The organism is Pseudoduganella sp., assembly GCF_041914865.1.
In the GTDB taxonomy this organism is placed as follows: Bacteria; Pseudomonadota; Gammaproteobacteria; order Burkholderiales; family Burkholderiaceae_D; genus Rugamonas.
Genome location: NZ_JAYSCO010000036.1, coordinates 48,557 through 55,955, shown reverse-complemented (window position 1 = coordinate 55,955; position 7,399 = coordinate 48,557). Strand labels below are relative to the sequence as shown.

At 64.9% G+C, this 7,399-nt stretch carries 7 protein-coding genes; 5 read left to right on the top strand and 2 right to left on the bottom strand.

Going from position 1 to position 7,399, the window contains the following annotated elements:
• Together ACE3TQ_RS17035 and ACE3TQ_RS17030 are read right to left on the bottom strand one after the other, a co-directional pair.
• A partial coding sequence (locus ACE3TQ_RS17035) for an ABC transporter ATP-binding protein (RefSeq protein ID WP_374583479.1) occupies window positions 1-628 on the bottom strand: 628 nt, incomplete at its 3' end.
• Window positions 629-642: 14 nt separating this feature from the next.
• Window positions 643-2,565 (bottom strand): long-chain fatty acid--CoA ligase, encoded by a 1,923-nt coding sequence (locus ACE3TQ_RS17030; RefSeq protein ID WP_374583478.1) that lies wholly within the window; start codon window positions 2,563-2,565, stop codon window positions 643-645.
• Window positions 2,566-2,687: 122 nt separating this feature from the next.
• On the opposite strand from ACE3TQ_RS17030, the gene ACE3TQ_RS17025 reads away from it, so the two are divergent.
• The 5 genes from ACE3TQ_RS17025 (at window position 2,688) to ACE3TQ_RS17005 (ending at window position 7,389) form a co-directional block, all read left to right on the top strand.
• Entirely contained in the window at window positions 2,688-3,371 is a 684-nt protein-coding gene (locus ACE3TQ_RS17025) for a Crp/Fnr family transcriptional regulator (RefSeq protein ID WP_374583477.1), read from the top strand.
• A 71-nt stretch (window positions 3,372-3,442) separates the two neighbouring features.
• A complete protein-coding gene (locus ACE3TQ_RS17020; RefSeq protein WP_374583476.1) occupies window positions 3,443-4,240 on the top strand; it encodes a beta/gamma crystallin-related protein in 798 nt (265 codons plus the stop codon).
• Between the two features lie 99 nt (window positions 4,241-4,339).
• Window positions 4,340-5,320: an alpha/beta fold hydrolase gene (locus ACE3TQ_RS17015; RefSeq protein WP_374583475.1), complete on the top strand. Its 981-nt coding sequence runs from the start codon at window positions 4,340-4,342 to the stop codon at window positions 5,318-5,320.
• An 18-nt stretch (window positions 5,321-5,338) separates the two neighbouring features.
• A complete protein-coding gene (locus ACE3TQ_RS17010; protein ID WP_374583474.1) occupies window positions 5,339-7,129 on the top strand; it encodes an aminopeptidase P family protein in 1,791 nt (596 codons plus the stop codon).
• Window positions 7,126-7,389, top strand: a complete 264-nt coding sequence (locus ACE3TQ_RS17005) for a hypothetical protein (RefSeq protein WP_374583473.1) — start codon at window positions 7,126-7,128, stop codon at window positions 7,387-7,389. Before ACE3TQ_RS17010 ends, ACE3TQ_RS17005 begins: the two co-directional genes overlap by 4 nt.
• Window positions 7,390-7,399: the final 10 nt, after the last annotated feature.

Here is a 7,399-nt window from a genome sequence, read left to right as displayed (position 1 = left end):
TGAAGCGGCACATGTCCTGCTTCTCTTCCACGTTCATGCCCGCCATCGGCTCGTCCAGCAGCAGGATCTGCGGTTCGGCGGCGAGGGCGCGGCCCAGCTCCACGCGCTTTTGCAGGCCGTAGGGCAGGCGCCCCACCGGCGTCTTGCGGATATGCTGGATCTCCAGGAAGTCGATCACCTCCTCGCATTTGCGGCGGTGCTCGATCTCTTCACGCCGCGCCGGGCCCCAGTACAGCGCCTGCATCAGGAAGTTGGACTTCATCTTCAGGTTGCGGCCGGTCATGATGTTGTCCAGCACCGTCATGCCCTTGAACAGCGCAATATTCTGGAAGGTGCGCGCGATGCCGGATTTGGCGGCGGCGTAGCAGTCCATGTTCTTGCGGTGCTGGCCGCGGTAGATGATTTCGCCCTGCTGCGGGCGATAGACCCCGTTAATCACGTTCAGCATCGAGCTCTTGCCCGCGCCGTTCGGGCCGATGATGGCGCGGATCTCGTGCTCACGCACGTCGAAGGAAATATTGGTCAGCGCCTTCACCCCGCCGAAAGACAGCGAGATATTGCGCAGGTCCAGGATCACGTCGCCGACCTTTCGGCCGGCGCTGATCGCGCTCGGTTCGTTCATTTGCATGGTGCGCACTCCGCTTAGGCTGCCTTGAGGTCCATGATCCGCAGGTCCGCCGCCACCGTGCCGGTGCGGCCATCCTCGAACTTGACCTGGGTTTCGATGTATTGCGAAGCTTTGCCGCCGTACAGTGCGTCGATCAGCACCGCGTATTTCTCGGCGATGAATTTGCGCCGCACTTTGCGGGTACGGGTCAGCTCATCGTCGTCAGGGTCCAGCTCCTTGTGCAGCACCAGGAAACGGTGCACCTGGGTATCGGCCATCAGCGCTTCCTGCGCCAGGTCGGCGTTGACCTTCTCCACGCACTCCTTCACCAGCGCATAGGTCTGTTCGTGCGCAGCCAGGTCGGTGTAGCCCGAGTAGGCGATGCCGCGCCGCTCGGCCCAGTTGCCGACGGCTTCCATATCGATGTTGATGAAGGCGGTCACCTTGTCGCGCTCATGGCCGAAAGCCACCGCCTCCTTGATGAAGGGGAAGAACTTCAGCTTGTTCTCGATGTAGTTGGGCGCGAAGATGGCGCCGTTGTTCATCTTGCCCACGTCGGCCGCGCGGTCGATGATGCGCAGGTGGCCGTCGTTGTCGAAGATGCCGGCATCGCCGGTGTGGAAGTAGCCCTCGCTGTCGATCGCCTCCGCCGTGGCGTCCGGCCGCTTGTAATAGCAATGCATCAGGGTCGGCGACTTGACCAGCACCTCGCCGTTCGGCGCCAGCTTCACTTCCACTCCAGGCGCCGGCTTGCCGACCGAATCGAACTTGATCTCGCCGTCCGGCTGCAGGCAGATGTAGGCGCAGGTTTCGGTGGAACCGTAGAACTGCTTCAGGTTGACGCCGATGGAGCGGTAGAAGCGGAACAGGTCGGGCCCGATGGCGGCGCCCGCCGTGTACGCCACGCGGATGCGCGACATGCCCAGCACGTTGCGCAGCGGCCCGTAGACCAGCACATTGCCGATCGCGTAGCGCAGGCGGTCGGCGAAGGGGACCGGCTTGCCGTCCAGGATGTCTGAGCCGACCCGGCGCGCCACGTCCATAAAGTAGTGGAACATCTTGCGCTTGACGGCACCCGCATCTTCCATGCGGATCATCACTTGCGTCAGCATGTTCTCAAAGATGCGCGGCGGGGCGAAATAGTAGGAGGGGCCGATCTCGCGCAGGTCGGTGGTGACGGTGTCCGACGACTCGGGGCAGTTCACGGTGAAACCGGCCGTCATGGCCTGGGCGAAGGAGAACAGGCAATCGCCCACCCAGGCCATCGGCAGGTAGGACAGCACGTTCTCCTCGTCGGTCAGTTTGTCGAAGCCGATGCCGCCGACCGCCGCCGACAGCAGCGCCTTATGGGTCTGGCACACGCCTTTCGGCTTGCCGGTGGTGCCGGAGGTGTACAGGATGATGGCGCTGTCGTCCTCCTTGCCCTCCGCGATCGCGGCCTCATAGAATCCAGGGTGCGCCTTGTCGTACTCGCGCCCCAGTTCCTGCAGGCGGGCGTAGGACATCAACTGCGCATGCGTGTAGTTGCGCATACCCCGTTCATCTTCATAGGCGATGTGCTTGATATTCGGGCACTGGTCGCACAGGTCCAGCAGCTTGTCGACCTGCTCCTGGTCCTCCACGATGGCGTAGGCGATCTCGGCGTTCTCCAGCACAAAGGCCATGTCGGCCGCCGGCGCATCCTGGTACAGCGGCACCGGCACGCCGCCCAGGCACTGGGCCGCCAGCATCGACCAGTACAGGCGCGGACGGTTGTCGCCGATAATGGCCAGGTTCATGCCGCGCTGGAAGCCGATGGATGCCAGGCCGCAGGCCAGCGCGCGCACTTCGGCATTCACCTGCTGCCAGTCCCAGGTCTGCCAGATGCCCAGGTCCTTTTCGCGGAACGCCGGCTTGTGCGGCCGCTCCTTGCCATGCTGAAGCAGCCTGCGAGGGAAGGTCGTCAGATTATCCTGCACGGGTGTCTCCTTGGTTTTTAGGTGCCTATGGCTTTTTGTGTGATGATATTAGCGTGAGCTAGTTCGCAAGGTTGTCATTTCAGAGACAATTCGGCGACTTTTGATGGTGCGACGCAACAACGATGAAAAACGAACCAAGCCTGATCGAAGCCATACGCAATTCCACCTGGGCGCCCGTGCTCACAGCGGAGCAACTGGCGCGCGTCGAGGCCACCTGTTACGAGGAATTCATTCCCAAAGGCGGGTACGTTTGCCATAAAGGCGAAGTGGTCGATAATTGGATCGGCATTATCTCGGGCATGGTGAAAATGAATAATTTTTCGCCTAACGGGAAAAGCGTCACATTTACCGGCGTACCGCCCGGCGGCTGGTTTGGCGAAGGCTCGTTATTGAAAGACGAGCACCGCAAATACGACGCCATGACCCTGCGCGACAGCCGCATCGCACGCATGCCCGCCGTCACCTTCCACTACCTGCTCGAGAATAGCCTACCCTTCACCCGGTTCCTTTTGATGCAGCTCAATGAACGCTTAGGTCAGTTCATCGGTATGGTGGAAAACGAACGCTTGCTCGATCCTGATACCCGGGTCGCAAGATGCCTTGCGTCACTGTTTAATTCCCATTTGTATCCCGGCAGCGAGCGCGTGGTGCAAATCTCGCAGGAAGAAGTTGGCCTGCTGTCGGGCGCCTCGCGCCAGCGCGCCAACCAGGCGCTGCAAGTGCTGGAGAAGGAAGGCTTGCTGCGCGTCGATTACGGCGGCATCCGCATCCTCGACCTCGACGGTTTGCGCCGCTTCGAAACCTGAAAAGAGTGTTCCCTAACAGACCAGCTTGCACGACGGGAGCAAGCTGGACGCATCTGCCATGGGAGGACATCATGCGTAACCAATTCAAACTTGCAGCGGCCGCCGCTGCCGCACTGCTGTGCAGCCAGGCCTGGGCACAACTCACGCTTTATCCACAGGAGGGCTGGCGCGGGCGGCCAATGGCGGTCGCGAAGACCATTTCCGACTTGCGCCGTGCCGGCTTCAATGACCGCGCCTCATCCGTCGTGGTGGAAAGCGGGCGCTGGGAAGTCTGTTCTGACGCCAATTTCGGCGGCCAATGTCGGGTCTTGCGCCGAGGCAGCTATGCCAGCCTGGATGGGATGGGCCTGGACGACCGCATCTCCTCCATCCGCCCGGTGCCGCGCCGGCGTGACGTGGCCAATTACGCACCGGCACCGCTGCCCGCACCCGCCTACGAGTACCGCCAGCGCCCGCGCGAACGCCTGTATGAAGCGCCGGTGACCGCCGTGCGCGCCGTGGTCGGCCCGCCCGAGCAGCGCTGCTGGATCGAACAGCAGCAGATGGCCGGCTCCTCCGGCAGTGGGGCGGTCGGCGCGGTCGCTGGCGCCATCCTGGGCGGGGTGCTGGGCCATCAGGTCGGCAGCGGGTCGGGGCGCGACATCGCCACCGCCGGCGGCGCGATCGCCGGTGCCGCGGTCGGCGCCAACGCCGGACGGCGCCGCGACAACGCGCTGCAGGAAGTACGGCGCTGCGAAGCGGTGCAGAGCACCACGCCGCAGTACTGGGACGTCTCCTACGAGTTCCGTGGCGTGCAGCACCATGCGCAGCTGACCCATGAGCCGGGCCGTACCATCCCTGTCAACCGGGACGGGGTACCGCGCCTGTAAGCGTGGACGCCGTCTTGCGGCATTTTCAGTCCAGGGTTCGTCCACGAACACTGGCGCCCCGCAGGCTGGATTACGCTGTCCGATCTGCGGGGGGACTCTATGGATAAGCGCGACAAGTGGATGTTGGCGGGCGCGGCGCTGGCGGCGGCGTTTGCGGTGGTGCATATGAAAGGGCGGCAGGCCGAGCGTGCCTTGCCGCCCAGCGGGCGTTTCATGGAGGTGGACGGCGTACGCCTGCACTATCTGGAGCGGGGCAGTGGCCCGGTGCTGGTCCTGCTGCATGGCAATGCCGCGATGGCCCAGGATTACGAGGCGGCCGGCCTGGTGGACCGCCTGGCGCAACGCTATCGCGTGATCGCCTTCGACCGCCCAGGGTTCGGCTATAGCTCGCGGCCGCGCGGCCGTTTCTGGACCGTTGAACACCAGGCCGCGCTGCTGCTGAAAGCGCTGCAGCAGCTGGAGGTGGCGGACGGCCTGGTACTGGGCCATTCGTGGGGAACGCTGGTGGCGATGGCCATGGCACGGCTGGCGCCTGGGGTGGTGCGCGGCTTGGTGCTTGTTTCCGGCTATTACTACCCGACGGTCCGGCTCGATGCCCCGCTGCAGGCGGGACCGGCAGTGCCGCTGCTGGGCGACCTCCTGCGCCATACCATTTCGCCGCTGCTGTCGCGGCTGTTGTGGCCGGTCCAGGTATGGCGCATGTTCAGTCCGACGCCGGTGCCACCGTCGTTCCGCCGCTTGCCGAAATGGCTGTCCTTGCGGCCGCTGCAGGTGCGCGCCTCGGCCGCCGAATCGGCCATGATGGTGCCCACGGTGGCGCTGATGCAGGCCAACTATGCGGGGCTGGTGCTGCCGGTCGTGTTGCTGGCGGGGCGGGGTGACAAAATGGCCGATGCGCAGCACCATTCCGGACGCCTGCACCGCGAATTGCTGCAGTCGGAGCTGCAGCTGGTGGATGGCGGCCATATGCTGCAGCATTTCGCCCAGGACGAGATCGTGGCGGCGGTGGACCGCGTAGCGGCGCGCCGCCCGGGCCTGGCCTTCCCGCGCCCACGCCGCAGTGACATGTGCCGGACATAATCGCGGTATCATGTCGCCATGAAAGAATCGATTTGCAACAGGCTCGAAGCCATGCGCGCGGCGATGCAACGGCATCAGGTTGCCGCCTGCATGGTCCCTTCCTCCGATCCCCACCTGTCCGAGTACCTGCCGCCGCGCTGGCAGGGGCGTGAATGGCTGTCCGGCTTCACCGGCTCGGTCGGCACCTTCATCATCACGCAGGATTTCGCGGGCGTCTGGACCGATGGCCGGTACTGGACCCAGGCGGAAAGCGAACTGGCCGGCACCGGTATCGAGCTGATGAAAATTTCATCAGGCGCCAGCGTGCAGTACGTGGACTGGCTGGCGGAGCGGCTGCAGCCTGGCCAGGTGCTGGCGGTGGATGGCGCGGTACTGGGCCTGTCGATTGCGCGCCTGCTGCAGGCGCGCGGCATCCGCATGCGCACGGACCTGGACCTGCTGGACGAGGTGTGGACCGACCGCCCCGGCCTGCCGGATGCGCCGGTCTATGAACACCAGCGTCCATACGCCGACAAGACGCGCGCCGCCAAACTGGCGGTGCTGCGGGCCGAGATGGCGCGCCAGGGCGCGAGCCACCATGTGATCTCCACGCTGGACGATATCGCCTACCTGTTCAACCTGCGCGGCTCGGACGTCAATTACAACCCGATATTCCTGGCGCATGCGCTGGTCGACCGGGACCGTGCCATGCTGTTCGTGGCGGCGGGCAAGATCGAGCCGGGCCTGGCCGGCCTGCTGTCGGCGGACAATGTGTTTGTCGAACCGTACGAGGAAGCGGCCGACGCACTGGCCGCCATCCCGGCCGGCAGTACGCTGCTGCTCGACCCGCGCCGCATCACCTTCGGCACGCGCCAGGCGGTGCCGGAAAGCGTGTCCGTGATCGAGGCGGTCAACCCCACCACCTTCGCCAAGTCGCGCAAGACCGAGCACGAGGCGGACTACGTGCGCGCCACCATGGAGCAGGATGGCGCCGCGCTGTGCGAGTTCTTCTCCTGGCTGGAAGAGACGCTGGCCGACCCGCAGCGCGCGCCGCTGGACGAATACGCCATCGGCCAGCACCTGCTGGCGGCGCGCCGCCGCCGTCCGGGTTTTGTCAGCCCGAGCTTCGGCACCATTGCCGGCTTCCGCGCCAACGGCGCCATCATGCACTACCGCGCGCCGGTACAGGGCAGCGCCGTGGTGGAGGGCGACGGCCTGCTGCTGATCGACTCGGGCGGCCAGTACACCGGCGGCACCACCGACATCACACGCGTGGTGCCGGTCGGCGCCATCACTGCGGAGCACAAGCGCGATTTCACCCTGGTCCTGAAAGGCATGATCGCCCTGTCCGTGGCACAGTTCCCGCGCGGCGTGAAGTCGCCGATGCTGGACGCGATCGCGCGCGCACCGCTGTGGGCGGCCGGCATCGATTTCGGCCACGGCACCGGGCACGGCGTGGGCTTCTTCCTGAATGTGCATGAAGGCCCGCAGTCGATTTCGCCTTCCACCCCGCCCGAACCGCATACGGCGATGGAGCCCGGCATGATCACCTCCAACGAACCGGGCATTTACCGGCCGGGCAAGTGGGGCATCCGCATCGAGAACCTGGTGCTGAACGTGCCGGCCGCCGATTCCGAGTTCGGCCAGTTCCTGCGCTTCGAAACCCTGACCCTGTGCCCGATCGATACGCGCTGCGTGGATAAGTCGCTGCTGCGCGAAGACGAGCTGCGCTGGCTGAACGATTACCACGCCACCGTGCGCCGGCGCCTGCGCCCGCATGTCGACGGCGCCGCTCTGCGCTGGCTGGAACAGAGGACGGAGGCGATATGAGCCGCTCCACCAAAGCCTCCGCCGCCCTGGCGCGCCTGAAGGAGCGCTCCGGCAACCAGGCTTATTCCATGACCATGACCGGCAGCGGCCACTTCTTCCTGACCGAAGGCCCGGGCCAGCCGCCGCTGTGCGCGCCGATGGAGCTGGATGATTTTGTCGCTTTCGTCAACGCGCAAGGCCCGCAGAAGGTGAAACGCGTCAGCAAACTCGATGTAGCATTTGAAAAGCAGCTCGCAGCCAAAAAAGCATCAAAACCATAAAGTGAGGCAG

Excerpts from the sequence above, each read along its gene's own strand:
- ACE3TQ_RS17025 (WP_374583477.1), top strand. The coding sequence starts at position 2,688 with ATGAAAAACGAACCAAGCCTGATCGAAGCCATACGCAATTCCACCTGG.
- ACE3TQ_RS17020 (WP_374583476.1), top strand. The coding sequence starts at position 3,443 with ATGCGTAACCAATTCAAACTTGCAGCGGCCGCCGCTGCCGCACTGCTG.
- ACE3TQ_RS17015 (WP_374583475.1), top strand. The coding sequence starts at position 4,340 with ATGGATAAGCGCGACAAGTGGATGTTGGCGGGCGCGGCGCTGGCGGCG.
- ACE3TQ_RS17010 (WP_374583474.1), top strand. The coding sequence starts at position 5,339 with ATGAAAGAATCGATTTGCAACAGGCTCGAAGCCATGCGCGCGGCGATG.
- ACE3TQ_RS17005 (WP_374583473.1), top strand. The coding sequence starts at position 7,126 with ATGAGCCGCTCCACCAAAGCCTCCGCCGCCCTGGCGCGCCTGAAGGAG.